Here is a 24851-nt window from a genome sequence, read left to right on the forward strand (position 1 = left end):
ACGGTCGGTTGTCGGACCCTCGTCCGTGAGGTTTTTGCGGACGGCTGGTCTACGACCGCTAGGTGGCGATGACGAAAGTTACCCCCGCTTAGCCCTTTGTGATGAAATCTTTCACTGAGCCACCCTCGTTCCACCACCATAGATACATCTGTAGACCTCGTTCCGCGGAGTATCATTTCCTATCGCTTGGCCACCAGACGATGGCACGCGCACCGACCTCTTTTCGTTCGACTCGTTCGTTTTCGTGTAGCTCATTGAGTCGACGGAGAACGGTTTGCCGGGAGGTATTCAATTGTGTCGCTAGTTCTGCTCCCGTCGCGACTGGAGCGTTCACCTCGCCGAACGCTGCCAGAACATCGTCTACAGTGATCTCGCGCGGCCGGCCTGGGTTCTCCCCCTCTGTCATGCCGTCTCGTTTTGTCCGGACCGGCATAAGTTCTGGAACTGGTTGTCCATAACACATTTATTATTGGGGCACGTGTTCCAAAATGATGCGGCGTGTCAATACTTTCGAGATTCGTCCGCTCAGTGAGCGAGACGAGATACTGCTCTTCGAAATACTCGACGCGTCCGCATCGCTCTGGAACGAACTCACGTATCGCCGTCGACAAGCCTTCTACGCCGGCGAAGACATCTGGCAAGGTGACACCGGCCGGTATCGAAGCAAGTACAAGGGAACGATCGGTGCTGCAGCCGTTCAGCAAGTCATCCGCCGGAACGACGAAGCGTGGCGGGGCTTCTTCGGCCTCCTCGAAGAGGGATCGGACGCGAATCCTCCCGGATACTGGAAGGATGACGAACAGCGGAAACTACGGACGCTCGTTCGGAACGACCAGTACACTCTCGAGTGGGGAAAACGCAGCCGGTTAGAAATCCCGGTCGGACTCGATCTGAAGGAGAAATACGGGCTCGGCTACAACGAACGCCTACGACTGGAAGCACGCGGTGACCCCCGATGGACGGGCAAGGGAGGTCGTCTCGGACTCGTGTACGATAGAGACACTGACTCGTTCAGGGCGCGACAACCTGTCGAAAACGCTACTCGCCGACGACGGGAATCACTGGCTACCGTGTCGAGCGACGACGACGCGGTCGCAGCCCTGGACATCGGTGCAAATAACCTCGTCGCCGTCACGACGACTCGAGGCGACCAACTGCTCTACCACGGTCGCCCTCAGTTTCACCGCTTCCGCAGGACGACCGAGCGGATCGCGACCCTTCAGTCCCGTCTTGGACCAGAGAAGTGGACGAGTCGACGAATCCGTCGGCATTATCAGCAACGTAGTGATCGGCGCAATCACTTGCAGGATGCACTCATTCGAGATCTCCGAGAGTGGTTACGAGATCGTAACGTCAGTTCCGTAATCGTGGGTGATCTCGGTGCCTTCTCCTCACACTGGTGTGCCCGGGTGAATGAAAAAGTGCATCTGTTCTGGGCGTACGGCAGGTTCCAACGGCGTCTCCGAGAGGTGTTACAGGGAGAATACGGTATCGACGTTCGGGAGGTGGACGAAAGCGGTTCGTCCTCGCAGTGCCCTCGGTGTGGTGGACAGAATATCAATCGGTGTAAGGATACGTTCCAGTGCCGTGAATGCGGTTTCGAGGGGCACAGCGACGTAGTCGGAAGCGAGAACCTCCTCTTCGAACATACTGACTGTGGGTCGATGGCTCGGCCCGCGGCCCCGGATCAGAACAGGTCCGGGGAAGGACACCGAGAGGTGCCTCGTCTCGAGTGGGACGATCACCGGTGGCAACGCCGGGATCGATCGACCAAAGAGAATCCCGTGAACCGGAGTACCTGGAACGGGAAATTTGCCGCTGGTGAGTCCGGAACGGCCTGAACCACGCAGCGGATCCTTACACAACCGTGTAAGGTGGAAGTCAACCCAACTGAGCCCCGTTTACTGAAGAGAGGTACAAACCTTCAATTCGGATTCGTTCGTAGATCGCCCCATGGAACTCGAACTCGAGCGGCTCGGGATTCACGAGTCCGTCGCGCAGGTCTTCCCGCCGGCGGAGTTGGCCGACTACCTCGCCGACCTGCCGGTCGCGGTGTCGGTGATCGGCGACGACGGGATCACCGCCTGCGACGCGGTCGTCACCCTCGAGTATCGCGAGGCCGTCCTCGAAGTCGACTGGGTTCACTCGATCCAGGCGGGGGTCGATCGGTTCCCGTTCGACGCGCTCGAGGACGCGGGCGTGGTCCTGACGAACAGCACGGGAATCCACGATCGGACCGTCGGCGAGACGGTCGCGGGCTATCTGCTCTCGTTTTCGCGACGGCTCCACGACCACGTCGCCAACCAGCAAGAACGGCGGTGGGAGCGCCCCGAGTGGGACGCGGCGTTTACCCTGCCGGGTTCGACGGCCTGCGTCGTCGGGACCGGCACCCTCGGGACGGGCGTCGCGGAGACGCTGGGCGGCCTCGGCGTGGACCTGCGGGGGGTCCGGCGCTCGGGCGATCCGGTCCCCGGCTTCGGCGAGGTCTACGCCAACGACCGGCTGCTCGAGGCGATCGCGGACGTCGAGTTCGTGATCGTCACCGTCCCGCTGACCGACGAAACGCACCACCTCTTCGACGCCGCGGCGTTCGAGGCCATGCGTGACGACGCCTATTTCGTGAACGTGGCCCGCGGGTCGGTCGTCGACGAACCGGCCTTGATCGACGCGCTCGAGGCAGATGCCCTCGCCGGCGCAGCGCTGGACGTCTTCGAGGAGGAGCCCCTGCCCGAGGACTCACCGCTGTGGGGGATGGACGAGGTGATCGTCTCGCCCCACTGTGCGGCCTATACCCGCGACTATTTCCGGGACACCGGCGACATCGTCCGCGAGAACGTCGATCGGCTCGAGACTGGCGAGGAATTCCACAACCGCGTGGTCTGATCGCGGGACCGGCTCGAGGCGGTGTGATCCTCATGTGAGTGAAGGTGCCGTGCGGTGGCCGGGCGCACGACTCGAGTATCACGAGAGTCGTGCAACTCGGGGGAGGGCAGGCGCTTACCCGATACCCTCCGTGAGCGAACCCGAAGGGTGAGCGAGCGGGCCGACGACTGATGTGAGTGACTGAAAGGAACGAACGGAAGGAGGAGTGCTTTTCATCAACGTTTTGCCGAGTGCGGTCGCGAAGCGACCGCACGCAGAGCAAAAGGTTGGTCAGAAAAACTTGAACAGGTCGTCCCGCTGTTGCTCGTGGAGCTGGCTCCGGACGGCGTCGTTGAGCGGCTCGAGCTGGCCCTTCTTGGCACTGATGGGGGCGATGGTGTCTTGCCACTGTTTCCACGGCGGGTAGAGGCCGAGCCGGTCACAGAGGGCATCGAGGCGCTCGTCCTCGTCGTCGACCTTGTCCATCTTGTTGACGGCGACGACGGTGGGGATATCGAGGTCCCGCAGGAAGTGAAACATCTCGACGTCGTAGGGGATCTCGTCGGGGCCGGAGTGGCGGTCGATGATGTCGATGACGCTCTTGCCGTCGACGACGAGGACGGCAACGAGGATGTTGTCGGCGTAGTCCTCTAAGTAGTGGACGATCTCGGTCTTGATCTCCTCGCGGAGGTCCTCGTCGACGCCGCTCATGAAGCCGAAGCCGGGGAGGTCGGTGATGACGAAGTCCTCGGGGGCCCAGTCGTAGTGGTTGGGCGAGCGGGTGACGCCGGGTTTGCCGCCGGTGTCGAAGCTGTGGCCGGTCAGTTCGCGCATGAGCGTGGACTTGCCCACGTTCGAACGACCGACGAGGGCCACCTCGGCGTCCCGGTTCGGTCGCGTATCGAACTCGATCATGGCCATCTGTAGGCCGGTGTGACGTTTATAGGCGTTGTAACTGGGCCCGGCCGCTCTCGGAACCCATCCGAGGCGCAATGGTCGAGACTACACGCTCGTCGCAACGAACGCCCCGATTCCGAACGAGACGGCGACGAGGGCGGCGATCGCGACGAGTCGGCGACTCGAGGGCGTCGCCTTGAGGTCGACGTGGCGACTGTCGCGGGCGGTCTGGACGCCGAACCAGGCCATCGACGTGCCGCCGGCCAGCATCGCCGCGGCGAAGATCCACGACGCCGTATCGCCGTCGACGAGGGCGGATCGGACCGCCGACAGCGTGACGACGGCCGCCAGGAGGACGTCGCCGACGCCGATGACGACGTTCCACGGGACGGGTCGGTCGCCGACCGGTATTGAGTCGACGAGGCCGCCGACGATCATGAGAACCGCCGAGAGGACGAAGCCGGCCAGGAGGGCCCCGGCGAGCGGTCCGGTGAACACGCGCGGACCGAACGCGGCAACGTATACACTGACAAGCCCGAGCATGACGATGCCCAGCGGGAGGGCCATCCGGCGCTTCATACCGGGGATTGTTGGCTGTCCTACAATAACCTTTTGCGGTGAGCTGGCCGTCGCTCGAGTCGATCCGACCGACGGGATGGGGCGGAATGCCCCGGAGTTATGGGCCCGGGGTTCGTCAGGGCCTGCTGTGCGGCTCGTACAGTTGACGATCCCGACGGGCAAGCGGGAGACGATCCTCTCGATCCTCGACGAGCGGGGGATCGACTACGTCGTGACCGACGAGACCAGCAGCCGGTCGTATACGGGAGTCACGTACTTCCCGCTGCCGGATGCGGCCGTCGAGCCGGTGTTGGACGAGATTCAGGACGCAGGGATCGAGGAGGACGCCTACACCGTCGTCGTCGACGCCGAGACGGTCGTCTCGCGGCGGTTTCAGGCGCTCCGCGACGAGTACGAGAACGGCGATGTCGGTTCGGACCGCATCTCCCGGCAGGAACTGCAGGCCGAAGCCGACGATCTGACGCCGAGCTTTCCCGTCTACGTGGTGATGACGGTCATCAGTGCCGTCGTCGCGACCGCCGGGCTCTTGCTCGATTCGCCGGCGGTCGTCGTCGGCTCGATGGTGATCGCCCCCCTGATCGGGCCGGCACTCGGCGCGAGCGTCGGGACGGTAATCGACGACGAGGACATGTTCGTCGAGAGCGTCACCTATCAGATCATCGGCGTCGTCGTCGCGATCGTGGCTGCGGCGATCTTCGCGTTGGTCGTCCGGTCGCTGAACATCGTCCCGCCGGACCTCGTCCTCTCGAGCGTCGGGGAGATCTCCGAGCGGCTCGCGCCGGACCTGCTGTCGCTGGCGATCGCGCTCGGGGCCGGCGTCGCGGGGGTCGTCAGCATCGCGACGGGGACTGCGGTCGCGCTGGTCGGCGTCATGATCGCGGCGGCGTTGATCCCGCCGGCCGGCGTCGCGGGTATCGCCATCGCGTGGGGGCAGCCGACGTCGGCGATCGGCGCGACGGTGCTGGTGTTGGTCAATCTGCTGTCGGTCAATCTCGCCGGGCTGGTGACGCTGTGGTACGCCGGCTACCGTCCGGAGAGCCTGTTCTCGCTCGGCGAGACCGAACAGCGCCTCCGTAAGCGGATCGCCGGGCTCGTCGTCATCGTCCTCGTTTTCGCCGTCTTTCTCGGCGGTATCACCTACGCCTCCTACGAGTCAGGGAACTTCGAACAGGACGCTCGCGACGAGGTCGAGAGAGTCCTCTCCCAGGAGCAATACGAGGACTATCAGCTGCTCGAGTTCGAAGTCGTGATGGACGATAATTACCCGTTCCGGAACCCAGAACGGGTGATCGTCACCATCGGCGGGCCACCTGGCGAGTCCGCGCCCGCACTGGCCGATACCCTCCACGAGCGGATCAACGACCACGCCGACGGCTCGGTCGCCGTCGAAGTCAGGTACGTCGAAGTCACCGAACGGGGAGCCGGCTGACGGGCGGCGAGGCGGGAACCGCTGGCGAGTTCGAGTGCTGGAAATCCTTTCGGTACTCGCCCTCGTAGCGCGACTATGCCCACGACCGCCGCGACGCCGGACGCGAACGAGGAGTGTACCTACTGTGGCTCGCGGATCTTCGATCACGATCCGATCTGCGTCCGCGACTGCACCGACGACTGCGGCTCGCCGACTCACTTCTGTCACTACGCCTGTCTCTCGGCACACATCGAGGAGAACGACCTGACGGCGGGCGACGCCTGCGAGTGGTCGCCCGACGAACCCGGCTGCTCGTGACCGGGGTCCGCGGCGACGCCGCGACCGCCGTCACGACGGGTCCGTTCTCGAGCGAGCCGTTCGCTCACGGCTCACCGAGTCGAGGGACGTGCAGTCGAAGATCGGTCCCCGCGTTATCCGTCGAACGGCAGTTCGGGCTCGTAGTCGATCGCCGCGACGGCGGCATCGAGGACCGTCTCGACGTCGTCGCCGGTCTCGACGCTCATGGTGTAGTCGGCGTCGAGGTTCTCGAGCGACTCGTTCCAGACCGCCTGCCGGTCGACCTTGTTCGCGACCGTGAGGACGGGGATCTCGTCGAACCGGGCCGCGATCGCGTCCCGTAACTCGAGCTGCGAGCCGATCGGGTAGCCACACTCCCCCGAGGGATCGAGCATGACGAGCATGCAGTCCGCGAGGTGTTCGATGGCGCTGACCGCCTGGGACTCGATCTCGTTGCGTTCCTCCGGCGGCCGGTCGAGCAGCCCGGGCGTGTCGACGATCTGGTAGCGGATGTGGTCCCGTTCGAAGTGGCCGACGCCGATCCCCTTCGTCGTGAACGGGTAGGAGGCGGTCTCGCCCCGGGCGCTGGTGACGCCGTTGACGAACGAGGACTTGCCGACGTTGGGGTAGCCGGCGACGACGATCGTCGGCTCGTCGGGGTTGATCTCGGGCAGGTCCCGCAGGTCGTTGCGCGACTCGTTGATGTAGAGCAGGTGGTCCTCGACCTGCTCGACGATGTCGGCCAAGCGGGCGAAGGCCTGCTTGCGGTGCTTGCGCGCGGTGTCCACGTCGGTCTTGCGCAGCCGCGGCTGGTACTCCTCGTGGATCTCGCGGGCCTTCCGGCTGGCCCACATTACTTCCGACAGCGCCTGTCGGAGCCGGTCGACGTCGACGATCGCGTCCGCCAGCTCGTAGTAGAACGGGTGGGCGTCGTACTCGAAGTCCGGCCACGCCGTCACCACGTTCTCGAGGTTGTCCGAGATGATGTTCGCCGCCGTCTGGAGCATCGACTGCTGGGCCTCGAGGCCGCCCTTGGCCTTGCCGGCCCGTGCCGCCCGCGAGAACGCCTTGTCGATCAACTCTTCCGACGTGGGCGTCGTCGGAAGGTCTTCGAAAATCATGGGAAGCGGTAGGAGCCGCGACCATAAAAGGGCGTCCGTTGGCCGCCGTCAGCTTATCCCTGCCGCCTGCCTACGGGGAGCCATGACAGATTGGCGCGCGGTGTTCGTCGGCTTCCTCGTCGTGACGGTGGTGGGAATCGTCGGCCTCGTGGTCCCCGGGATCGGCCAGATCGTCGCGGGGCTGGCCGGCGGGTTCGTCGCCGGCTACATGGCCGGCGGCGGGCTGGGACGTGGCTTCTGGCACGGTCTGCTCGCCGGCTCGCTGGGCGGAATCATCGGCGGCCTGTTGATCGGCGTCGCCGTCGGTCTGGCCGGGCTGGCGCTTGGCCCCGTCGGCGGCGCGATCTCGGGGGCCGCTGGGGTCGGGATCTTCGCGCTCGCCGTCGCCGTCTCGCTCGTAATGGCCATCGAGAGCGCGATCGCGGGGATCGTCGGCGCGGCGGTCAGCGACTGATAAAAAAAGCTGTCTCGAGTCCCCCTCAGGCAGCCATCTCCCGGCAGCTCTCGGCACATTTTGGCAAGATCTCCGCACAGGCCTGACAGTGGTCGTGGTCGTGCTGCTTGCACTCCTCGGCACACTCCTCGCAGAGGTCCGCACAGATCTCGCCCAGTTCCCCGTGGTAGCCGGAGTTGCGGGCCATAAAGCGTGCGTGCAGCGAGGCGATATCGGCCACGTCCCGACAGAGTCGGATACAGCGGGCCATGTCCTCACCCTCGCCCGCACAGGCGTCGGCACACCACTCACAGACCTGCGCGGCCTCGAGGCAGTTGTCGATACACTCCTGCATCTGATCGTCCGAGTGCGCGTTTCGGAGTTGTTGAAGCGCCATCACCGGGACGGACGCCACGCGGATGGATGAATTTGTGTTCGGCGACTGCAAGTCGGCCGCCGGCTGCGACTAGCGTCGGTCGTCGGCTCCGACGCCACGTGATCAGCGACGCGCCTCGAGTTCCGCCTCGAGGTCCGCCAGTTCCATGTCGTTCATCGCCAGCAGGACCAGCAGATGATAGACGATATCGGCGCTCTCGTGGGCGATCTCCTCGCGGTCGTCGTCCTTGGCCGCGAGGACGAGTTCGGTCGTCTCCTCGCCGAGTTTCTCCAGGACCGCGTTCTCACCTTTCTCGTGGGTGAACAGCGAGGCGGTGTAGGAGTCCTCGGGCAGCGTTTCCTTCCGGTCCTCGATCACGGCGAACAGCTCCTCGATCGTCTCCTCCATCTACATCTCACCCGACACGTTACGGATGTCTTCGAGGTCGGCGAACTTCTCCCTGTCGTCTCGGCTGTCCGCGAACACGTCCTCGGTGATCTCGATGCCGGCGTCGGTCCGGGCGGCAAGCGCAAGCGAGTCGCTCGGCCGGGCGTCGACGACCGTCTCTCCCCGTGGCGTCTCGAGGTGGAGGTCGGCGATGTAGGTTCCGCCCTGCCCGCTCTCGCGTTGTTCGATCTCGGTGACGACGACGCGGTCGATTCGGCTACCCAGTTCCTCCATGACATCGAGCAGGAGGTCGTGGGTTAGGGGCCGTCCGATATCCTCGGCCTCGAGCCCGCGGGCGATGCTGGTCGCCTCGCTGAACCCGATGAAGATCGGGACGACGTCGTCTTCGCCCTCGACGGTAAGGACGACGACCGGGACCGGTCCCTCCGGGGTCCCCGCGACCCGAACCGCGTCGATGGATGCCTGCATACCCCTACCCTCGGGTAGGAGGGAGAAAACAGGTCCGGTCGCGAATGCATGCACGCGGGACCGTCAACGGCGGCCGAAACGGGCGACACCGGACGCGAGCGCCACCGCGACCCGGACGGCTACTGTGCCTCCTCGATTCCCGGCACCCTTGCGGCCTCGTTCTCGAAGAACGCGAGGCCGTGAATCCGGCTGTCGGGGGTCAGTTCCGGATGGAACGCGGTACCGACGACCGGCCCCTGTCGCACGGCGACCGGCCGGTCGTTCCACGAGGCCAAGACCTCGGCGTCGCCGACCGAATCGATGGCCGGCGCGCGGATGAATACCGCCGGATACGGCTCCGCGAGTCCCGCGACCTCGAGGGGCGCTTCGAAGCTGTCCTTCTGGCGGCCGAAGGCGTTGCGCTCGACGCTCACGTCGAGCAGGCCGAGCTGATCGACCCGGTCGTCGTTCGGGTCGCTCGAGGCGACGATCAGGCCGGCACAGGTCGCCAGCAGCGGTTTGCCGGCGGCGACGTGGTCCCGAATTTCGGGGGCGATTCCCTCGTCACGGATCAGCCGCGATATCGTGGTCGATTCGCCGCCGGGCATCGCCAGCAGGTCGCAGTCGGGGACGAGCCCCGACTCGCGGATCTCGTGGACGGTGACCTCACGGTCGTGGGCCCGCGCAGTGCGTTCGATGGCGGCCGCGTGTTCCTCGACGTCGCCCTGGACCGCGACGACGCCCGCAGTCAGTGACATGGCCGCGGCTACGGAGGGGGAAGTCAAAAACGTCGCGCCACCGACTCGGCCGCGGCGTCCGCTTCGACCGATCGTGACATGCCTGCCCCATCCTTACTGCCCTCGGACACGTGTGACGAACCGGAGATGAGCCGATCCGACGCGCGCCGATGGGAGTACAGGACGCTCAGGCCGTCCCGCGGCGAAACGAAAAAGGAGGCCGAGGACCCGCAAGCGGCGCTGAACGAGTATGGCGCTGACGGCTGGGAACTCGTCGAGACGATCGACTACACGGGTGGCGGGACCAAGTATCTGGTATTCAAACGCCCCGCCGAGACGACTACCGGTGCCGATGACGGGTGACTCGCCGTGACCGGCACCGATGACGCCGAAAGCGGAACGGCCGGCGACGCCGACGTCGAGACGGCCGGCGACTCCGACATCGCGACGGCGAACACGATGCGCGAACGCGCCGGCGAAAGTCGGCTCAAACTCTGGCTCCTGCTCAGTGCCTCTCGGCTGCAGGTGACCGCCGTCCTGGCACTTGGCGTGTTCGTCTCGTTCGTGGTGTTCGTCACCCTCACGCCGTCGCCTCTGTACCCACAGCTACAGACCGGCGACACGATCGAGACGATGTTCTCGACGATGATCGGGGCGATCATCACCGGTACCACGCTCGTCGTCACCATCGGCCAGCTGGTCCTCTCCCAGGAGAACGGTCCGCTCGGCGACCAGCGCGACCGGATGGAGAACGCGATGGACTTCCGCGATTACACCGAGGAACTCATCGGGTCGCCCAGTCCGGCGGATCCGTCGGAGTTCCTCCGCCAGCTCGTCTTCGTGGCCGAACTGCGGGCGAAGACGCTTCGCGACGGTGTCGCCGACACCGACGACGACCGGCTCCGCGCGGAGGTCGACGAGTTCACCGACAGCCTCGTGGGCAACGCCGAACTGGTCATCGATCAGCTCGAGGGCGCGACGTTCGGGGGCTTCGACGTCCTCTCCGCCGCGTTGAACTTCAACTACGGCTGGAAGATCTTTCAGGTCGAACGGATCGCAAACGAGTTCGAAGACAGCCTGAGCGACGAATCGCTGTCCGATCTGGAGGACCTGAAGACGTCGCTCAGCCTGTTCGGGCCGGCGCGAGAACACGTCAAGACGCTGTATTTCGAGTGGGAACTCGTCACGCTCTCACAGATGATCCTCTACGCGGCGGTTCCGGCGCTGGTCGTCGCCGGCGTCATGCTTACCGTCGTCGACGCGGGCACGTTCCCCGGGAGAACGCTCGGCGTGGCGAACGTCACGTGGGCGATCGGTGCGGCGTTTACGGTGACGCTCGTGCCGTTTCTGCTGTTCGCGGCCTACGTCATCCGAATCGTGACCGTCGCCAAGCGAACGCTCGCCATCGAACCGCTGATCCTCCGCGACTCCCAGCGGTAGCGATCGTTCGGCTGCCGAGCCCAGCGTGGCCGATCGCGTCCCATCCGCGAGGGGTTCCGGCGACGCTGCGGCTACTCGAGGCGGTGGTGAAAGAAAGCGGGCAGCGCGTTACGAGACGAGCGTCAGCAGCTGGACCACGACGCCCAGCATGACGCCGAAGGCGATGACCGTCTTCGGGTCGATTCGGATGGCGTTCGAGTCCTCGGAGTCGAAGTACCGGACCAATCCGGCACTGGACATCAGCCCGCCGGTGTTCTGTCCTTTGTCCATACCCGTTCCTATGTCCCCCCGGAACTAAACCTTTCGACCGACTCCGGCCCGCGCTTTCGGGCGGGTTCGCTCGAGCCAGGGATTCCGTCTCTCGGCGGCCGTTCGCTCCGTTTCCAGCCGGTGTCGTCCTCGCTCGCGTCACCGATTCCGGCAATCGGTTGTCGGTGGGAAACCCTTATGCGCGGCGCGTGGCAACTAGCGATGACCGCATGACTGTCACACTGAAGGATTTCTACGCGGACTGGTGTGGCCCCTGCAAGACCCAGGACCCGATCCTCGAGGAGCTCGAGGACGACTGGGAGGGCCGATTCGAAGTCGAGAAGGTAAACGTCGACGAAAAACAGGACGTCGCAAACGAGTATCAGGTTCGCTCGCTGCCGACGCTGATCATCGAGAACGACGACGGCATTGTCGAGCGCTTCGTCGGCGTCACCCAGCGCGACGACATCGAGGACGCCCTCGAGTCGGCCGGCGCGTAGCCGACGCGGCCGCTTTCTCTCGACCGATCGATCCCGTAGCCGCCGGCTCGCCCGCCCGGTCGGTATTTATACGTCAGGCGGTCTAGTGACGTACTCAGCTTTGCACGTTGAAGTAGGAGCGTGACGTAGGCGGTGGCAAAGACGGATGATGCCGATTACGGACTTCTTGTCGTGTACGCGTGCGTTCGACGAGTTCGAGTCGCTGTCTCCAGCACAACGTCATCACGCCAAAACCTACGCCACAGGTCTTGTTGCGGCCAGCAACAAGACCGTGGCGGGCATCGCACGCGAAGTCCTTCCAGCCAACAGCAAACGCGCTCTCAACAAGTTCCTCACCGAGTACGACTGGGACGAACAGCAGTTCAACCACGAACGCCTTGAAGAACTCCAGAAACACGGTGAAACACGCTGGTCAACGGATGGCTACATTATCCTCGACGACACGATCACCGAGAAAGCCGGGGACGAAGTCCCCGGCGTCGGCCACTTCTACGATCACGCCGAAGGTGACACTGTCTGGGGGCAAGACCTCATCTACGCCTTCTACGCTGACGACAAAACCGCTTACCCGCTCACCTTCCGCCTCTACGAAAAGCAAGACGAGGATGACCAAGACCACGACACCAAGTACGACCTCGCCCGCGAGATCATCACCGAACTCGAAGAAGAGGTAGGTGTGCCTGCGAACACCTACCTCTTCGACTCGTGGTTCGCTCACGATTCTGGCCTTCCTGAACACATCGAATCCTACGGCAAGGACTGGATCGGCCCGCTCCGGAGCAATCGACAGGTGACTTACGCCGGCAAAGAGCTCCGCGTCGATGCGCTGGAAGAGCGCATCGACACGGTTGAGCGCGATATTGACGACGAAACCTATCACATCTGGACGAAGAAGCTTCCCGTCTCCCAGTTGGGAGACGTGAAGCTGGTCATCGCAGAGAAAGAGACCGACGGAGACGAAGATAACCCGATCAAGTACCTCGCTACGAACAAGACCGACGCACCAACCGCCCACATCATTCGCTCCTACGGGATGCGCTGGCGCATCGAGACGTTCTTCGAGGACTCGAAGCAGGATCTCGGCTTGGGAGACTGCGAGCTGCAGACTGACGGAGGTGCCAGTCGCCACTGGCACCTCCTGATGGCTGCCTACAGTCTCGTTCGTCTTGATCCCGATTCGAGCGCCTTGGGAACGGTTCGCTCGAAGGCGTCATCGCTTCGAGCGAACCTCGAACACTCCCTGAAGGAAGCCGTCTACAACCTTCTCTCGTGGGTTCGAGACAATGATGACCGCGGTGTTGATGACCTTATGACCGAGATCGATCATCTCTTCGTTCACTCAACAACCGAGGCTAGCGTGCAAAGCTGAGTGACGTAGATGTTCGACGCACTGCTCGCGGCCGGGATCGATGGGCTCGTCGCCGCCGGTCCGGGCCCGCTGTAGTCCGACGCCGCGATCACGTGATCGCGGGTGCGAAAACTCGAGTCGCCGTCCCTAGATCCACTTGACGCCGACGTCGTGCATGTCCTCGTTGTACTTCGCGATGTTGATGACAAGCGGCGTGACGCTCTCGACCTCCGCGGCGTTGGCAAGCGGCCCGGCCTCGAGCGCGCGCAGGCCGTCGATCTCGTTGGCGACCGTCAGGACGGTCGCTTTGGCGTCGTCGTCGTCGGCGACGACGAGCGTATCGAGGTCCAGCTCGTTCTCGAGGTTCGAGAGGGCGTCGGCCGCGAGGTTGTGGAAGGCACCGACGACCGGCACCTCGTCGGGCGCTCGCTGCGCGACGAGTTCGGTGACGCTGCCGGCGTCGGGCGGGTGGTAGTGCAGGCCGTCCTCGTCGCCCTGCATCCCGACCGCGGGGGTTACGAGGATCGAGTCCGAATCGAGGCTGTCCGCGACCGCCTCGACGGTGTCACCGACGTAGTACGGCGGGACGCTGAGGATGACGATATCGGCGCGGTCGGCCGCCATCTCGTTGTCGAAGCCCTTCAGCTCGGCGTCGGCATCGCGGGCTTCGAGTTCGGCCTCGTAGTCCGCGACCGCGTCGCGGGCCTTTTCGGGGTCGCGCGAGCCGATGAGGATCTCGTGGCTCGTATCGCGTGCAAAGCGCAACGCGAGTCCTTCGCCGATGTCGCCCGTGCCGCCAAGTAGTGCGATTCGCATACCAACGCCTCCGGACGGCACCCGAATAAAAGGGCCGGAGCGCGGCCGATCTCGCCGGGTTCTCGGACGCCGGCGAGACCGCCGTAGACGGCCGCAATCGCATCGCTACGGCGCGTCGTCTTCTGCCGGGTTCATCGCCGACCCCAGCCCGCCGTCGTAGGCGTCGCGCTCTCGCACCTCGCGGATCCGCTGTGCGAGACGGCGCTCGAGGGCCGTCCGCCGGTCCTCGTCGACATCGGGGTTGTTCGCCAGGTCCCGGACGTCTTGCCGGGCGGTCCGCAGGACCGACACGGCGTCCTCGGTCTCGAGGTCGGCGGCGCGGTCCAGCGCGCGTTCGACGTCCGCAAGCGTGGGTTCGGTCATACCGGTGATTGGCGGGGCACACGCATCAACGCCGGGCCGGGAACTGCCACGTCGTCCCGTAGCGCAGTTTACATTACCCGTCACGTCAACGATCCGGTATGGTCCGCCCTGCCGTCATTGCCCACCGCGGCTACGCCGGCGTCGCTCCCGAAAACACGATCGCTGCTGCCGAACGCGCCGCCGCACGCGACGGGACGGTAATGCTCGAGATCGACGTCCGACCGGCCGCCTGTGGGACTCCGGTCGTCGTCCACGACGAGCGCCTCGACGGGACCCGCGACGGCCGCCCGCTGACCGACGCGACCGGTCTCGTCCGGGAGACGCCGCTCGAGGAGCTGCAGGCGACACGAGTACTGGGAACCGACGCGACGGTCCCCTCTCTCGCCGCCCTGCTCGAGGCGGTCCCCGAGTCGGTCGGGGTCAACGTCGAACTGAAGAGTCCGGGCACCGCCGATCTGCGAACCGGCGAGGCACTGCCCCCGGACGATCGCGACCGGCGTCGCCGGACGTGGCGACCGTTCGTCGAACGCGTCGTCGCCGACTGCGAGGCCTTCGGCGGCGACCTGCTGTTTTCCTCGTTCTGTGAGGGCGCGATCGCGGCGCTGCGCGAGGTCGCCGACTACGCCGCCGCCCCGCTGGTCGGTGAGGACCTCGCGGCCGGCCTCGAGATCGCGAGCCGATACGACTGCGAAGCGATTCATCCACCCCGAACCGCGATTCTCGACCCCGAGTCGGCCGAGCCGGCGACGGTCGGGGACGCGAACGACGGCTCCGGGGTCGACCTCCTCGAGCGGGCCCACGAGGCGGGGCGGGCGGTCAACGTCTGGACGGTGCGAAACTGGGTCCAGTTCGACCGGCTCGCGGCCGCCGGCGTCGACGGGATCATCGCCGACTACCCGGGGCTGGGAGCGGCCGCCGGCGACCGATAGCGCCGCCGTCACGCGAACGGCCGTCGAACGGTACAAGTATCGCCTGCAGGCGCACCGGACACCTTGATACGACGAATCGTACTGAGGTAGCGGTATGGTCTCCGTCGCGCCCTCGCCGTTTCGTCGGTTCCGGCACGTCGCGACCGTTTTCGATCACGTCGCCGTCAGTGATACCGCACGACGGATCGAACGGGAGGTGACCCGATGAGCGATTTCCCGCCGCGAACGACGGTCAAGCGGTGGCTGGTTACGACCAATCACAAGGACGTCGGCATCCTCTATCTGGCGACGGCGATTTTCTTCCTTCTGGCTGGCGGGATCCTCGCGTTGCTGTTCCGCGCACACCTGTGGAAAGCCGGCGGCACCGGCCTCCTGACGAACACCCAGTACAATCAGTCGGTCTCGATCCACGGCCTCCTGATGGTGTTCTGGTTCATCTCGCCGCTCGGCTTCGCGTTCGCGAACTACCTCGTCCCCTTACAGATCGGCGCGAACGATCTGGCGTTTCCCCGGCTGAACGCATTGAGCTACTGGTTTTACCTGTTCTCGGGACTTCTCGTCCTGGTCTCGTTCTTCCAGGGGACGACGTGGGCCAACGGCTGGTATATGTACGCCCCGCTGAACGTCCCGATCTACAACCCCGCCTACACGCTGACGATGGGTGGGAACACGACGATCCTGGCCCTGACGCTGTTCGTCATGTCGACCACCCTCAGCACGGTGAACTTCCTGACGACGATCCACACCCGTCGCGCCGAGGGGCTCGGGCTCTGGAACATGCCGCTGTTCACGTGGGGGACGCTGCTGACCGTCTGGATGATGCTCTTTGCCTTCGCGGCGCTTTTGGCCGCGCTGATCCTGCTGTTGTCCGACCGACTCTTGCTGACCCAGTACTTCGGCACCGATCAGGGCTCGAGCCTGCTGTGGGGCCACGTGTTCTGGTTCTTCGGCCATCCGGAGGTGTATATCGTCTTTTTCCCCGCGCTGGGGATCATGTTCGAGACTGTCCAGACGTTTACGGGCCGGCGGTTAGTCGGTCGCAAGTGGGTCATCATCGCGATGGTGCTGGTCGCGGTCCAGTCCTTTCTCGTCTGGATGCATCACATGTTCCTGACGACGATCAACCTCCCGATCAAGACGCTGTTTATGGCCACGACGATCGGCATTTCGCTGCCGTTCGATCTGATGGTGTTTTCGTTGATTTACACCATGGTCAAGGGCCGCGTGCGGTTTACCACGCCGTTTCTCTTCACCATGGGGGCGCTCGTGTTGTTCATCATCGGCGGCATCACGGGCGTGTTCCTCGGTGCGGTCGTGTTAGACTACGAGTTCCGTGGCACCTACTGGGTCGTCGCTCACTTCCACTACGTGATGGTCGCCGGGGTCACGGCACTGATCGGCGGCCTCTACTACTGGTGGCCGAAGATGACCGGGAAGATGTACTCCGAGCGACTCGGGAAGCTCAGCTTCGCCGTCTACTTCTTCGGCTTCAACCTGCTGTATTTCCCGATGTTCATCGCCTGGGAGACGCCCCGGCGGGTCTTTCACTACGGCGAGGGCGCACAGCTCTACCACCAGCTGGCGACCGTCGGCGCGTTCGTCCTCGGGACGTCGGTCCTGTTGGTTCTCGTCACGCTCGGGAAGAGTCTGATCTCGGGGCCCGACGCGCCCGATAACCCGTGGGCGTACGCCCGGACCGCCGAGTGGGCGACGACCTCGCCGCCGCCGCTTGAGAACTGGCCCGACCGACCCAGCTACGCCTCCGGCACGCTCGAGTTCGTCGACGACGCGACGGCGGCCGATGGCGGGGCGGCTACCCACGAACGGGCCGATCAGATCGACTCGCTCGAGGGGGATCACGAGGACCACGCGAGCATCTGGCCGTTCGGAATCGGGGTCGGGATGTTCGTCACGTTTCTTGGCCTGTCCGGGTTGACGCCGTACGTCGCCTCGTTCGCGGTCGAACGCGGGGCGGAGCTGGCCGGTTCGACCGCCGGCTCGACGGACGGTCTCTACCCCGTGATCTCGGTGATCGGCGTCGCGATCCTCGGTTATTCGCTCTTCGAGTACGGCCGCGAGCGGTTCAACGCACCCGGGATGGCGATCGCCGAACGCTGGCCGTTCGAGGGCGTCGGGACGACCAAGACCGGCGTCTGGTTCTTCCTCGCCTCGGACGTGGTCGTCTTCGGTGCCGTCATCGGGGCGTATATTTTCATGCGGATCCACAACGGCTGGGGGAGCTTCGAGACCGTCCCGCCGTCGGCGACCGTCGGCCTGGTCAACACCTACGTCCTGCTGACCTCGAGTTTCACGGTCGTGCTGGCGCTTGTGATGGCCGAACGCGAGAACAAGCGCGGCCTGCTGGCATCGATGGGGGCCACGCTCGCGCTCGGGCTCCTGTTTCTCGGCATCAAGGGCTATGAGTGGAACTACGAGTTCTCCCACGGGGTCTACTGGTTTACCGACCTCGAGTACTCGCTGTATTTCGTAACGACCGGGCTCCACGCCTTCCACGTCATCCTCGGGCTGCTCATCGCCGCGTTCATGATCTATCGGACCCTCTCGGTCGACGCCTATCTCACGGATCATCGGCCGGTGGAGTACTTCGGTCTCTACTGGCACTTCGTCGACATCGTCTGGGTGTTCCTGTTCCCCATCTTCTACCTGATGTAGCGCCGCTCGGCGTCTATTTTCGCGCTGTTCCCGTCCGGCTGCTCGCCGGCGAGCGGGCCGTCACTCTAGATATCGGTGCAACTCGTCGATAACCCGATCCGTGAACGAGTCGGTCACCCGGCCTTGCCACGCGATCATGTCCTCGCGACGGGGTGAGTGAACTGCCCACGGGGAGACGAACGACTCGCGCGGCACACTGCCGATCTCCCAGACCTCGGAATCGAGCGCGATCGATCGCTCGTATCGGTTGGTCGAGACGGCGACAGCGAGGTACTGCTCCCCGCTGAACGGGTGTCGTTCGTTGCTGACGATCAACCACGGCCGTTGTTTCTCCGTCCCGAGTTTGAAGGGGTCCTGGCTCCGGACGATATCGCCTCGCTCCGGTCGCATCGATCAGTTGTCCTCGTCGGCGGACCGTTCACTCGGATGGGACGTATCGGGGGCAGCTGCCTGCCACTCGTCGGGATCGATGCCACCGTCGGATTCGTCGAGACGCTCTGTGGCCGCATGGAGATCGTACGCGGCGGCCACGCGTTCGCGATCTGCGGTGAGAGCCCAGTACCGTCCCTTGTGACGAACCAGATCACGATCTTTCAGCCTCGAGAGAGCGGTTCCAACGGTATTCGTGTCCTCATTGATTGCCGTTGCGATCTCCGATCGCGTAAAGGCCTTGTCGCGGTTATCCGCCAGAAACCCGACGACCTGTTCCGGAACGGTCGTCTCTTGGGGTACGTTCCCGGACTCGAAATCGTCGATACTCACGGGCATGTTGCGTACTTCTTGTGCTGGCGTAATGAGCGTACCGCCGTACGTACGGGCCGATGGGTCCGTGATCGAAGCGGTCGACCCCTCGCGCGATCAGCCGGATACAAGGTGATCTCCCCCTAACCCACTGGTATGCAACTCTCGAGCGTCGTCGATCGACTCGACGAGGAACTGCGAACCGACGACTACGCCGACATCGACGCGAGCGCGAACGGACTCCAGATCGGCCCCGAGGAAGCCGAGATCGAACGGGTCGCGTTCGCAGTCGACGGCGTCCGCGAGACGATCGACCGGGCGATCGACGCCGACGCCGACCTGCTGGTCGTCCACCACGGACTCTCGTGGGGCGGCTTCGACCGCGTGACCGGCCGGACCTACGACCGGATCGCGCCGCTGATCGAGAACGACCTCGCGCTGTACGTCTCCCATCTCCCGCTGGACGGCCACCCGGAACTGGGCAACGCCGCCGGCGTCGCCGACCTGCTCGACCTCGAGGACTTCGCTCCCTTCGGCGAACACGGCCCCGAGTACATCGGCCAGCGCGGGACGGCCGCTGACCCCTACGCGCCAGACGACTTGTGCGATCGGCTCGAGACGGATCTCGAGACCGGCGGTCAGTCGGTCCAGCATCTCGACTTCGGCCCCGACGAGATCGAGGAGGTGGCGATCGTCACCGGCAGCGGCACCGACTGGCTCGACGAAGCCGTCGAAGCGGGCGCGGACGCGCTCGTTACTGGCGAGGGGAAACAGGCGGTCTACCACGAGGCCCGAGAGGCAGGGATCCATGTCTTCCTCGCGGGCCACTATGCGACGGAGACGTTCGGCGTGCGATCGTTGCAGGGCCTGATTGAGGGGTGGGGGCTCGAGACGACCTATCTCGAGGTCCCGACGGGGCTCTGACAGTCGTTCGTCGGCAGGGAACGGTCGTCGTCCCTGCAGGAATCGGTGCGTGAGTCGACGAGCCGAGCCCAACCCAGCAGTGGCGAACGCGGATGCGCGGCCATACCTTTTCGTTCGAGCAGCCAGCATTCATGTCTATGGACATTTACATTTCGGAGTTCTTTTCCGAACCGGGCGGCTGGGACGAGGCGCGAATATCCATCGGTAGTTCGCTCGCTTTCTTCGGGATATACGCGAGCTTCGAACTCCTGTACAACAGCGGTTCGCTCCCGTTGCTAGTTCTCGGCGGCGCGACGGCGCTGTCCGGTATCGCGGAACTGTTGCCGAAGAACCGACGGCGATCCGCGATCGTACTCCGGGTCACGGCGATCGTCCTGCTCGTCGCGCTGATCGCGACGGCGCTGCGCTCGCTGCTGTCGTAATGTGCGAGCTGGGGTCGGTCGGAGGGCACGTTGCAGCGGGACCCCACTACGGGAGACACGGACGCCTCGAGGGACGGACCGACGGAATCGCGACGTTGAAACCGCTGGCTCGCGGACGCATGGACATGAGCGACGACCACGATCACGACGGCGAGGCAGACGGTCACCACGAGCCCGAGCGGGAGACGTTCTCGCACGACCCGGTCGGCCACGCCGAGGTCCGGGCGGGGATGACCGTCGGCGAACTCGCCGACGAGTACGGCGAGGCGGGCGTCGGCGCGGCCGACCTCCACGAGGCCGTCGACGTCACTGAGTCGATGTTCGACGACGACGTGACCGTCTTCTTCGGCCTCGCGGGCGCGATGGTTCCGACGGGGATGCGAGCGATCGTCGCCGACCTGATCCGGGACGGTTACATCGACGTCCTCGTGACGACCGGCGCGAACCTCACCCACGATTCCATCGAGGCCATCGGCGGCAAACACCACCACGGCGCGGTCCACGCTGAGGGCAAAACCGAGCGCGAACACGACGAGACCTTACGCGACGAGGGCGTCGACCGTATCTACAACGTCTATCTCCCACAGGAGTTCTTCGCCGACTTCGAGTCCCATCTGCGCGAGGAGGTCTTCCCCGTCCTCGAGGCCGAGTGCGAGGAGGAGGGGGCCGTCTCGATCCAGCGGCTCACAGAGGAACTCGGTCGGGCCAACGCCGAGATCAACGAGCGAGAGGACGTCGACGAAGACGCCGGCATCGCCGCCGCGGCCTACGAGAACGACGTGCCGATCTACTGTCCGGCCGTCCAGGACTCCGTGCTGGGCCTGCAGGCGTGGATGTACTCTCAGACCGGCGCGTTCACGCTGGACGCACTGGCCGACATGACGCCGCTTACTGACATCGCCTTCGAGGCCGAGGAGGCCGGCGCGTTCGTCGTCGGCGGCGGCGTCCCGAAGAACTTCACCCTCCAGACGATGCTGGTCTCGCCCGACGCCTACGACTACGCCGTCCAACTCACGATGGACCCCAAACAGACCGGCGGCCTCTCCGGCGCGACGTTAGACGAGGCCCGCTCGTGGGGCAAACTCGAGAAAGACGCCGACAACGTCTCGGTCTACGCCGACGCGACGATCACGCTGCCACTGGTAGTCGCGGCCGCGCGGGAACGGCTCGAGAACTGAGCGCAGGACGCCGGGGGTACTATCCGGCACGCCGACTGCACCGTCTCACTCGAGGTCGTCGTCGTAGGTCCGGTAGGTCGCCGAGCCGACGTCGATCCGAACGAGCGTGTTGTCGTCGTAGGCGTCGTGCGCTGCGTCGTATTTCTCGTTGATACGTCGCCGGGCTGCGTCGGTTTCGTCCGCGTCGTCGACGACCGTCGCCGTCCCCAGCAGCGACACCATCCATCGTGCGTGGCCGGCCTCGTCCTGCTGGATCGACAGCGATACCCGCGGGTTCTCTCGGACATTTGCCAGCTTACGCCCTGTCGTGACGATCTCGACGATCTCGTCGTCGGGATCGTACCGGTACCAGACCGGCGCGACGTGCGGTCGCCCCTCGACGCAGGTGCCCAGATGGGCCATCAGCGGCTCGCTCTCGAGCAGTCGCTCGGCCGCCGGTGAAACGGTAGACACGCCCGGAGTGCCTACCGAGAGCGACATAAGGGGTCCGCATGGCGGTGCCGGGCGCGGTCCGGTCGTGCCCTCGACTGCCACACCGCTTATTAGCTCATCGTTCCTTGACGGTACGTATTCAGGAGCCTCTGTCATGACCCGACCGACCGCCGCTGCGGCCGAGGCGGAGCCAGCGACCGCCGAGATCACCGTCTGCTACGTCGACCCGGAGCCGACGGCCACCGAAGTCCCGACCGCCCTCGAGCGGGCGAGCGACCGCCTCGTCGTCGAATCCGTCGCGTCCGAGGACGCGGCGCTGGCCCGCCTCGAGTCGGCCGCCGTCGACTGTCTCGTGTGCCGAGCGGCCGGCGACGATATCGGCGACGACACCTTGCTCGCCAGCGCCCGTGCGGAGTGGCCAACGCTGCCGATCTTTCTCGTCGTCGATGCGTTCGACGAGGCCGACGCCAGTGCCGCGCTCGAGGCCGGTGCGACCGGCTGTGTCTCCGTCTTGACCGCGGAACACGGGACGCGACTCGCGATACGGATCGAACGCGCGGTCGACGCGGCGACCGAACGTCGCGACCTCGAGGCAGCGGCCGCCCGGTTTCGCGCCCTCACCGAGAACGCTTCCTTCGCGGTAATCACGGCGGGCGATGACGGGACGATCCGGTACGCGAACGACGCAGTCGAGTCGCTGTTCGGGTACGCGGCCGACGACCTCGTCGGCGACCGTATCTCGACGCTCGTTCCGGCGAAGTATCGGAACAGCCACCGCGATACGATCGCCCACTACCTGCGGACCGGCGAGCAGACGCTCGACTGGAACTGGGCCGAACTCGATGCGCTCCACGCCGACGGTCACGAAGTACCCGTCGGGGTCTCCTTCGGCGAGGCCGCCGTCTCCGGCGAACACCTCTTTACCGCCGTCATCCGGGACCTCTCCGATCGCAGGCGACTCGAGCGGGAGCGCGAGGCCACGCTCGAGCGGATCGGCGACGCCTTCGTCTCGATCGACCCCGACTGGGCGTTTACCTACGTCAACGACCAGGCGGTCGAACTGTTGGGCCGCCCTCGCGAGGAACTGCTCGGGCAATCGCTCGGAACGGCGTTCGAGGCCGTCGCGGGGACCGAGTTCGAGCGCGAACTCGACCACGCCTTCGCCGAACAGACGACGGTCAGTTTCACCCAGTACTTTGCCGCCCTCGAGCGCTGGTTCGAGGTCCGGGCCTACCCCTCCGCGGACGGCCTTTCGGTTTTCTTTACCGACGTGACCGACCGAGTTCGGGCCGAGGAGGAACTCGAGGCCAGCATCACGGCGCTGCAGGCCCTATACGATATCTCGACCAGGGCCGACGCGTCGTTAGACGAGAAGGTGCCCGAACTGCTGGAGTTGGGCTGTGAATCGTTGGGCCTGTCCTACGGGTTCCTCACCCGGATCGACCTCGACGAGCGGACCCAGACCGTCGTCCAGTCCCGAGGTGATCACGCCCTGCTTCAGGCCGGCGAGTCCTGCCCGCTCGCGGAAGCGTACTGCCGCAAAACGATCAAGACCCACGAACTGGTAACCGTCGCGAACGCACCCGATGAGGGTTGGCTCGGCGACCCCGCGTACGAACTGTTCGAACTCGGCAGCTACGTCGGCGCGAAGGTGACCGTCGACGGCTCCATCTGGGGCACCCTCTGTTTCGCCTCGAGCGAGCCCCGCGAGGGCGACGGCTTCTCCGAGGCCGAGCGGACGCTGGTCAAGCTGATGGCCAAGTGGGTCAGCTACGAGACCGAACGCCAACAGTCCCACGAGACCTTGGCGCGTCAGAACGAGCGACTGCAGGAGTTCACCAGCGTCGTCTCCCACGATCTGCGGAACCCGCTGAACGTCGCCCAAGGCTCACTAGATCTCGCGCTCGAGGGTGACGACACCGCGCTCGAGGCCTGCGAGGAGGCCCTCGAGCGGATGGAGCAGTTGATCGACGAACTGCTCTCGCTGGCCGAACAGGGTGCGACGACGGCCGACCTCGAGCCGGTCGCGCTGCGCGACCTCGCGACGAAGGCGTGGTCGATGGTCGATACTGGCGACGCCACGCTGGCGTTCGACGGTGCGGGTCGGATCCGGGCCGACCCCGAGCGGCTCCAGCAACTGCTCGAGAACCTGTTTCGGAACGCGCTCGATCACGGGGTGCCCGCCGAGGGCACCAGCGCCGACCTAACGGTGACCGTCGGCGACCGCGAAGGCGGGTTCTACGTCGCCGACACCGGACGCGGCATCCCCGTCGAGGAGCGTGAGTCGGTCTTCGACATCGGCTTTACGACCGCCGAGGAGGGGACCGGGTTCGGGCTGGGAATCGTCAAGCGGGTCGCCGACGCCCACGACTGGGGCCTCGCGGTGACCGAGGGCGACGCGGGGGGTGCGCGGTTCGAGATCACCGGCGTCGATACGCCGCGTCCTGCCGGCTCGAGGTGAGACGCCGGCGTCGTCGCCGTTCGCGTTCACTGGGCCGCCCGGAGCCGCTCGAGGTCGAGTCGCAGGTAGTGGCCCAGCGTCCCGGTCAGCCCCAGGTCGGCGATCCGGCGGCCGGAGTTCTCGACCAGCACGGTCCGCCGGTAGCCGATCGGATAGCGGGCGGCCAGCAGCCGGCTGAACGCCGTGTCCTCGTTTGGGACGTCGGGAAACCCGCCGACGTCCTCGAACGCCCGCCGGTGGACCAGACAGCTGAACCCGGGCAGGATCGGTCGCTCGAGCCGCGAGAAGCCGTGGTTGATCGTCGCTTCCATGAGCTTCGCCCGCCGCGGCCCGGTGATTCGGCAGTAGGAACTGGCCGCCGCCAATCCCTCGCGTTCGGTGAACCCCAATAGTTCGGTCAGATACGTCGCCCGGACACGCGTGTCGGCGTCGATAAAGGCTAGCCACTCGCCGGCGGCGCGCTCGGCCCCGAGGTTCCGGGCCGCGGCGATGCTGTGGCCGCCCTCCTGGATCACCGCTGCCTCGTACTCCCGGGCGATCTCGCGGGTGTCGTCGCTCGAGTCGCCGTCGACGACCAACACCTCGTACTCGTAGGCGGTGTCCAGCGCGGCCAGACTCGCGAGGGCCCCCCGAAGGTAGTCTCCCTCGTTTCGCGCCGGTACCACGAAACTGACATCGACCGTGTCGTCTCCAGCGCCCGTCATCGTGCTACTCGAGCCCTCTCTGGGGCGACTTCTCAAGCTATCGGAGTCCGACCGCCTGGCGAGTGCCGTGGGAACACGCCTCGCGAGAGTTGATTTCACCCCTCGG

The 24851-nt window shown here is 65.3% G+C and carries 30 protein-coding genes; 15 read left to right on the top strand and 15 right to left on the bottom strand.

The window, feature by feature from the left end; all coding sequences use genetic code 11:
• Positions 1–172: 172 nt before the first annotated feature.
• Entirely contained in the window at positions 173–406 is a 234-nt protein-coding gene (locus NATPE_RS20910) for a winged helix-turn-helix transcriptional regulator (protein ID WP_006180433.1), read from the bottom strand.
• Positions 407–491: 85 nt separating this feature from the next.
• On the opposite strand from NATPE_RS20910, the gene NATPE_RS01260 reads away from it, so the two are divergent.
• Together NATPE_RS01260 and ddh are read left to right on the top strand one after the other, a co-directional pair.
• A complete protein-coding gene (locus NATPE_RS01260; protein WP_006180432.1) occupies positions 492–1841 on the top strand; it encodes an IS200/IS605 family transposon protein TnpB in 1350 nt (449 codons plus the stop codon).
• Between the two features lie 112 nt (positions 1842–1953).
• Positions 1954–2883: a D-2-hydroxyacid dehydrogenase gene (ddh, locus tag NATPE_RS01265; protein ID WP_006180431.1), complete on the top strand. Its 930-nt coding sequence runs from the start codon at positions 1954–1956 to the stop codon at positions 2881–2883.
• 270 nt (positions 2884–3153) lie between these two features.
• Here ddh and engB read toward each other — a convergent pair whose 3' ends face one another.
• The gene (gene engB, locus NATPE_RS01270; protein ID WP_015298666.1) at positions 3154–3777 is read right to left on the bottom strand and encodes a GTP-binding protein EngB; all 624 of its coding nucleotides are present in this window, start codon (positions 3775–3777) and stop codon (positions 3154–3156) included.
• An 87-nt stretch (positions 3778–3864) separates the two neighbouring features.
• Positions 3865–4338, bottom strand: coding sequence for a hypothetical protein (locus NATPE_RS01275; RefSeq protein ID WP_015298667.1), 474 nt, complete (start codon positions 4336–4338; stop codon positions 3865–3867).
• A 127-nt stretch (positions 4339–4465) separates the two neighbouring features.
• Between NATPE_RS01275 and NATPE_RS01280 the strand changes: the two genes are divergently transcribed.
• Together NATPE_RS01280 and NATPE_RS01285 are read left to right on the top strand one after the other, a co-directional pair.
• Positions 4466–5767 (top strand): TIGR00341 family protein, encoded by a 1302-nt coding sequence (locus NATPE_RS01280; RefSeq protein ID WP_006180427.1) that lies wholly within the window; start codon positions 4466–4468, stop codon positions 5765–5767.
• 75 nt (positions 5768–5842) lie between these two features.
• Positions 5843–6064, top strand: coding sequence for a hypothetical protein (locus NATPE_RS01285; protein ID WP_006180426.1), 222 nt, complete (start codon positions 5843–5845; stop codon positions 6062–6064).
• Positions 6065–6177: 113 nt separating this feature from the next.
• Here NATPE_RS01285 and NATPE_RS01290 read toward each other — a convergent pair whose 3' ends face one another.
• Positions 6178–7164, bottom strand: a complete 987-nt coding sequence (locus NATPE_RS01290) for an NOG1 family protein (RefSeq protein ID WP_006180425.1) — start codon at positions 7162–7164, stop codon at positions 6178–6180.
• Between the two features lie 82 nt (positions 7165–7246).
• Between NATPE_RS01290 and NATPE_RS01295 the strand changes: the two genes are divergently transcribed.
• Positions 7247–7618, top strand: a complete 372-nt coding sequence (locus NATPE_RS01295; protein ID WP_006180424.1) for a DUF5518 domain-containing protein — start codon at positions 7247–7249, stop codon at positions 7616–7618.
• A 25-nt stretch (positions 7619–7643) separates the two neighbouring features.
• Here NATPE_RS01295 and NATPE_RS01300 read toward each other — a convergent pair whose 3' ends face one another.
• The 4 genes from NATPE_RS01300 to pdxT all read right to left on the bottom strand — a co-directional run bounded on the left by NATPE_RS01300 (position 7644) and on the right by pdxT (position 9586).
• Complete coding sequence (locus NATPE_RS01300) at positions 7644–7994, bottom strand: four-helix bundle copper-binding protein (RefSeq protein WP_006180423.1); 351 nt, start codon at positions 7992–7994, stop codon at positions 7644–7646.
• Positions 7995–8096: 102 nt separating this feature from the next.
• Positions 8097–8381: a phosphoribosyl-ATP diphosphatase gene (gene hisE / locus NATPE_RS01305; RefSeq protein WP_006180421.1), complete on the bottom strand. Its 285-nt coding sequence runs from the start codon at positions 8379–8381 to the stop codon at positions 8097–8099.
• Positions 8382–8849: a bifunctional nuclease family protein gene (locus NATPE_RS01310; protein WP_015298668.1), complete on the bottom strand. Its 468-nt coding sequence runs from the start codon at positions 8847–8849 to the stop codon at positions 8382–8384.
• A 119-nt stretch (positions 8850–8968) separates the two neighbouring features.
• Entirely contained in the window at positions 8969–9586 is a 618-nt protein-coding gene (gene pdxT / locus NATPE_RS01315; protein ID WP_006180417.1) for a pyridoxal 5'-phosphate synthase glutaminase subunit PdxT, read from the bottom strand.
• Positions 9587–9712: 126 nt separating this feature from the next.
• On the opposite strand from pdxT, the gene NATPE_RS01320 reads away from it, so the two are divergent.
• On the top strand, positions 9713–9928 hold the full coding sequence (locus NATPE_RS01320; protein WP_006180416.1) for a DUF4177 domain-containing protein: 216 nt from the start codon (positions 9713–9715) through the stop codon (positions 9926–9928).
• Between the two features lie 6 nt (positions 9929–9934).
• Complete coding sequence (locus NATPE_RS01325) at positions 9935–11005, top strand: hypothetical protein (RefSeq protein WP_006180414.1); 1071 nt, start codon at positions 9935–9937, stop codon at positions 11003–11005.
• Between the two features lie 108 nt (positions 11006–11113).
• Here NATPE_RS01325 and NATPE_RS01330 read toward each other — a convergent pair whose 3' ends face one another.
• Positions 11114–11275, bottom strand: a complete 162-nt coding sequence (locus tag NATPE_RS01330) for a preprotein translocase subunit Sec61beta (protein ID WP_006180413.1) — start codon at positions 11273–11275, stop codon at positions 11114–11116.
• 209 nt (positions 11276–11484) lie between these two features.
• Here NATPE_RS01330 and NATPE_RS01335 point away from each other — a divergent pair, with 209 nt between their 5' ends.
• Positions 11485–11754, top strand: coding sequence for a thioredoxin family protein (locus NATPE_RS01335; protein ID WP_006180412.1), 270 nt, complete (start codon positions 11485–11487; stop codon positions 11752–11754).
• Between the two features lie 145 nt (positions 11755–11899).
• Positions 11900–13123 carry an IS701-like element ISNpe1 family transposase gene (locus NATPE_RS01340; protein ID WP_015298669.1) on the top strand — a complete coding sequence of 408 codons (1224 nt, stop codon included), beginning with the start codon at positions 11900–11902 and terminating at the stop codon, positions 13121–13123.
• Between the two features lie 126 nt (positions 13124–13249).
• On the opposite strand, the gene npdG is transcribed toward NATPE_RS01340, so the two are convergent.
• Entirely contained in the window at positions 13250–13918 is a 669-nt protein-coding gene (gene npdG, locus NATPE_RS01345) for an NADPH-dependent F420 reductase (RefSeq protein WP_006180410.1), read from the bottom strand.
• A gap of 105 nt (positions 13919–14023) precedes the next feature.
• Entirely contained in the window at positions 14024–14281 is a 258-nt protein-coding gene (locus NATPE_RS01350; protein ID WP_006180409.1) for a hypothetical protein, read from the bottom strand.
• 98 nt (positions 14282–14379) lie between these two features.
• On the opposite strand from NATPE_RS01350, the gene NATPE_RS01355 reads away from it, so the two are divergent.
• Both NATPE_RS01355 and NATPE_RS01360 read left to right on the top strand, forming a co-directional pair.
• On the top strand, positions 14380–15210 hold the full coding sequence (locus NATPE_RS01355) for a glycerophosphodiester phosphodiesterase (protein WP_006180408.1): 831 nt from the start codon (positions 14380–14382) through the stop codon (positions 15208–15210).
• Between the two features lie 204 nt (positions 15211–15414).
• Entirely contained in the window at positions 15415–17883 is a 2469-nt protein-coding gene (locus NATPE_RS01360) for a cbb3-type cytochrome c oxidase subunit I (RefSeq protein WP_006180407.1), read from the top strand.
• A gap of 60 nt (positions 17884–17943) precedes the next feature.
• Here the strand turns inward: NATPE_RS01360 and NATPE_RS01365 are convergent, their stop codons facing one another.
• Positions 17944–18273 (bottom strand): hypothetical protein, encoded by a 330-nt coding sequence (locus tag NATPE_RS01365; RefSeq protein ID WP_006180406.1) that lies wholly within the window; start codon positions 18271–18273, stop codon positions 17944–17946.
• Positions 18274–18276: 3 nt separating this feature from the next.
• On the bottom strand, positions 18277–18651 hold the full coding sequence (locus NATPE_RS01370; RefSeq protein WP_006180405.1) for a hypothetical protein: 375 nt from the start codon (positions 18649–18651) through the stop codon (positions 18277–18279).
• 129 nt (positions 18652–18780) lie between these two features.
• On the opposite strand from NATPE_RS01370, the gene NATPE_RS01375 reads away from it, so the two are divergent.
• The 3 genes from NATPE_RS01375 to NATPE_RS01385 all read left to right on the top strand — a co-directional run bounded on the left by NATPE_RS01375 (position 18781) and on the right by NATPE_RS01385 (position 21148).
• A complete protein-coding gene (locus tag NATPE_RS01375; protein WP_006180404.1) occupies positions 18781–19548 on the top strand; it encodes a Nif3-like dinuclear metal center hexameric protein in 768 nt (255 codons plus the stop codon).
• A 137-nt stretch (positions 19549–19685) separates the two neighbouring features.
• Positions 19686–19970, top strand: a complete 285-nt coding sequence (locus NATPE_RS01380; protein WP_006180403.1) for a hypothetical protein — start codon at positions 19686–19688, stop codon at positions 19968–19970.
• Positions 19971–20095: 125 nt separating this feature from the next.
• Positions 20096–21148 carry a deoxyhypusine synthase gene (locus tag NATPE_RS01385; protein WP_049804854.1) on the top strand — a complete coding sequence of 351 codons (1053 nt, stop codon included), beginning with the start codon at positions 20096–20098 and terminating at the stop codon, positions 21146–21148.
• Positions 21149–21193: 45 nt separating this feature from the next.
• Here NATPE_RS01385 and NATPE_RS01390 read toward each other — a convergent pair whose 3' ends face one another.
• Positions 21194–21601, bottom strand: coding sequence for a pyridoxamine 5'-phosphate oxidase family protein (locus NATPE_RS01390; RefSeq protein WP_006180401.1), 408 nt, complete (start codon positions 21599–21601; stop codon positions 21194–21196).
• Positions 21602–21734: 133 nt separating this feature from the next.
• On the opposite strand from NATPE_RS01390, the gene NATPE_RS01395 reads away from it, so the two are divergent.
• Entirely contained in the window at positions 21735–24041 is a 2307-nt protein-coding gene (locus NATPE_RS01395) for a PAS domain S-box protein (RefSeq protein WP_006180400.1), read from the top strand.
• A gap of 26 nt (positions 24042–24067) precedes the next feature.
• Here NATPE_RS01395 and NATPE_RS01400 read toward each other — a convergent pair whose 3' ends face one another.
• Positions 24068–24745 (bottom strand): glycosyltransferase, encoded by a 678-nt coding sequence (locus NATPE_RS01400; RefSeq protein WP_006180397.1) that lies wholly within the window; start codon positions 24743–24745, stop codon positions 24068–24070.
• Between the last annotated feature and the right edge of the window lie 106 nt (positions 24746–24851).

Origin of the sequence: Natrinema pellirubrum DSM 15624, assembly GCF_000230735.2 — an archaeon.
Taxonomy (GTDB): Archaea; Halobacteriota; Halobacteria; order Halobacteriales; family Natrialbaceae; genus Natrinema; species Natrinema pellirubrum.

Excerpts from the sequence above, each read along its gene's own strand:
- engB (WP_015298666.1), bottom strand. The coding sequence starts at position 3,777 with ATGATCGAGTTCGATACGCGACCGAACCGGGACGCCGAGGTGGCCCTC.
- NATPE_RS01380 (WP_006180403.1), top strand. The coding sequence starts at position 19,686 with ATGGACATTTACATTTCGGAGTTCTTTTCCGAACCGGGCGGCTGGGAC.
- hisE (WP_006180421.1), bottom strand. The coding sequence starts at position 8,381 with ATGGAGGAGACGATCGAGGAGCTGTTCGCCGTGATCGAGGACCGGAAG.
- NATPE_RS01370 (WP_006180405.1), bottom strand. The coding sequence starts at position 18,651 with ATGCCCGTGAGTATCGACGATTTCGAGTCCGGGAACGTACCCCAAGAG.
- NATPE_RS01285 (WP_006180426.1), top strand. The coding sequence starts at position 5,843 with ATGCCCACGACCGCCGCGACGCCGGACGCGAACGAGGAGTGTACCTAC.
- NATPE_RS01365 (WP_006180406.1), bottom strand. The coding sequence starts at position 18,273 with ATGCGACCGGAGCGAGGCGATATCGTCCGGAGCCAGGACCCCTTCAAA.
- NATPE_RS01350 (WP_006180409.1), bottom strand. The coding sequence starts at position 14,281 with ATGACCGAACCCACGCTTGCGGACGTCGAACGCGCGCTGGACCGCGCC.
- NATPE_RS01360 (WP_006180407.1), top strand. The coding sequence starts at position 15,415 with ATGAGCGATTTCCCGCCGCGAACGACGGTCAAGCGGTGGCTGGTTACG.
- NATPE_RS01400 (WP_006180397.1), bottom strand. The coding sequence starts at position 24,745 with ATGACGGGCGCTGGAGACGACACGGTCGATGTCAGTTTCGTGGTACCG.
- NATPE_RS01320 (WP_006180416.1), top strand. The coding sequence starts at position 9,713 with ATGAGCCGATCCGACGCGCGCCGATGGGAGTACAGGACGCTCAGGCCG.
- NATPE_RS01395 (WP_006180400.1), top strand. The coding sequence starts at position 21,735 with ATGACCCGACCGACCGCCGCTGCGGCCGAGGCGGAGCCAGCGACCGCC.
- NATPE_RS01355 (WP_006180408.1), top strand. The coding sequence starts at position 14,380 with ATGGTCCGCCCTGCCGTCATTGCCCACCGCGGCTACGCCGGCGTCGCT.
- NATPE_RS01310 (WP_015298668.1), bottom strand. The coding sequence starts at position 8,849 with ATGCAGGCATCCATCGACGCGGTTCGGGTCGCGGGGACCCCGGAGGGA.
- NATPE_RS01295 (WP_006180424.1), top strand. The coding sequence starts at position 7,247 with ATGACAGATTGGCGCGCGGTGTTCGTCGGCTTCCTCGTCGTGACGGTG.
- NATPE_RS01375 (WP_006180404.1), top strand. The coding sequence starts at position 18,781 with ATGCAACTCTCGAGCGTCGTCGATCGACTCGACGAGGAACTGCGAACC.
- NATPE_RS01335 (WP_006180412.1), top strand. The coding sequence starts at position 11,485 with ATGACTGTCACACTGAAGGATTTCTACGCGGACTGGTGTGGCCCCTGC.
- NATPE_RS01275 (WP_015298667.1), bottom strand. The coding sequence starts at position 4,338 with ATGAAGCGCCGGATGGCCCTCCCGCTGGGCATCGTCATGCTCGGGCTT.
- ddh (WP_006180431.1), top strand. The coding sequence starts at position 1,954 with ATGGAACTCGAACTCGAGCGGCTCGGGATTCACGAGTCCGTCGCGCAG.
- NATPE_RS01330 (WP_006180413.1), bottom strand. The coding sequence starts at position 11,275 with ATGGACAAAGGACAGAACACCGGCGGGCTGATGTCCAGTGCCGGATTG.
- NATPE_RS01340 (WP_015298669.1), top strand. The coding sequence starts at position 11,900 with ATGATGCCGATTACGGACTTCTTGTCGTGTACGCGTGCGTTCGACGAG.
- NATPE_RS01290 (WP_006180425.1), bottom strand. The coding sequence starts at position 7,164 with ATGATTTTCGAAGACCTTCCGACGACGCCCACGTCGGAAGAGTTGATC.
- NATPE_RS01300 (WP_006180423.1), bottom strand. The coding sequence starts at position 7,994 with ATGGCGCTTCAACAACTCCGAAACGCGCACTCGGACGATCAGATGCAG.
- NATPE_RS20910 (WP_006180433.1), bottom strand. The coding sequence starts at position 406 with ATGACAGAGGGGGAGAACCCAGGCCGGCCGCGCGAGATCACTGTAGAC.
- NATPE_RS01260 (WP_006180432.1), top strand. The coding sequence starts at position 492 with ATGCGGCGTGTCAATACTTTCGAGATTCGTCCGCTCAGTGAGCGAGAC.
- NATPE_RS01385 (WP_049804854.1), top strand. The coding sequence starts at position 20,096 with ATGAGCGACGACCACGATCACGACGGCGAGGCAGACGGTCACCACGAG.
- pdxT (WP_006180417.1), bottom strand. The coding sequence starts at position 9,586 with ATGTCACTGACTGCGGGCGTCGTCGCGGTCCAGGGCGACGTCGAGGAA.
- npdG (WP_006180410.1), bottom strand. The coding sequence starts at position 13,918 with ATGCGAATCGCACTACTTGGCGGCACGGGCGACATCGGCGAAGGACTC.